At 42.2% G+C, this 694-nt stretch carries 1 protein-coding gene; it reads right to left on the bottom strand.

Annotated elements, in window-relative coordinates:
- On the bottom strand, nucleotides 1-694 hold a 694-nt coding region (locus BCT81_RS26395; protein ID WP_133152736.1), incomplete at both ends, for a methyl-accepting chemotaxis protein.

The following is a 694-nucleotide window of genomic DNA, read 5'->3' on the forward strand; positions in this document are numbered from 1 at the left end:
CAATGCCAACAGGTTGGTGTTTTCTGCAATACCACTGATCATGTCGACCATTTCACGAATTTGCTTCACTCGTCCATCAAGATCAGCCATTGACTGTTCGTTCATGTTCAAAGAATGCTCTAAAGCTTGTAAACGTTCCTGGTTTAAACCAATAACTTGGCTACCACTCACTGACTCATCTTCTGCGACTTGAGCATCATCATTCGATGCGTTTGAAATACGTGCGATTTCACCAATAGATGCTTCAAGTTGTGTGATTGTGGTGATCATATTCTGCAGAGATTCATTCTGCTCATGCAAACTTAAGTTAGTTTGCTCTGCAGCGTCGTGACTCACTTCTGCAGTCTGATAAAGCGTTTCGCAGTTTCGAGTAACTAAACGTATAGAATCGGCCGTTGAATCGACAACCGTATTAAGTTTAGAAGTGATGACTTGCAACTCGAGTGGGCCAAGCAACTCACTCTGCTTCGAGAAGTCATGTTCTGCAAGTGACGTTAACTGACGTGTAATGTTTTTTAAGCCCTTGTTCATCCAACGACGCAGCACTAGCCACGATGTAATAATGATCATGGCGATCACTAAGCCACTAATGAATAACACGCGGTCAATATTAGTAATGGTTTGATTTACCACTAGCTCACTTTCATCGATCAATTGAGACGCTGTCGACGATAGTTGATTGAGCGTATTAATC

Source organism: Vibrio sp. 10N.261.52.A1, assembly GCF_002876325.1.
Lineage (GTDB): Bacteria > Pseudomonadota > Gammaproteobacteria > Enterobacterales > Vibrionaceae > Vibrio > Vibrio chagasii.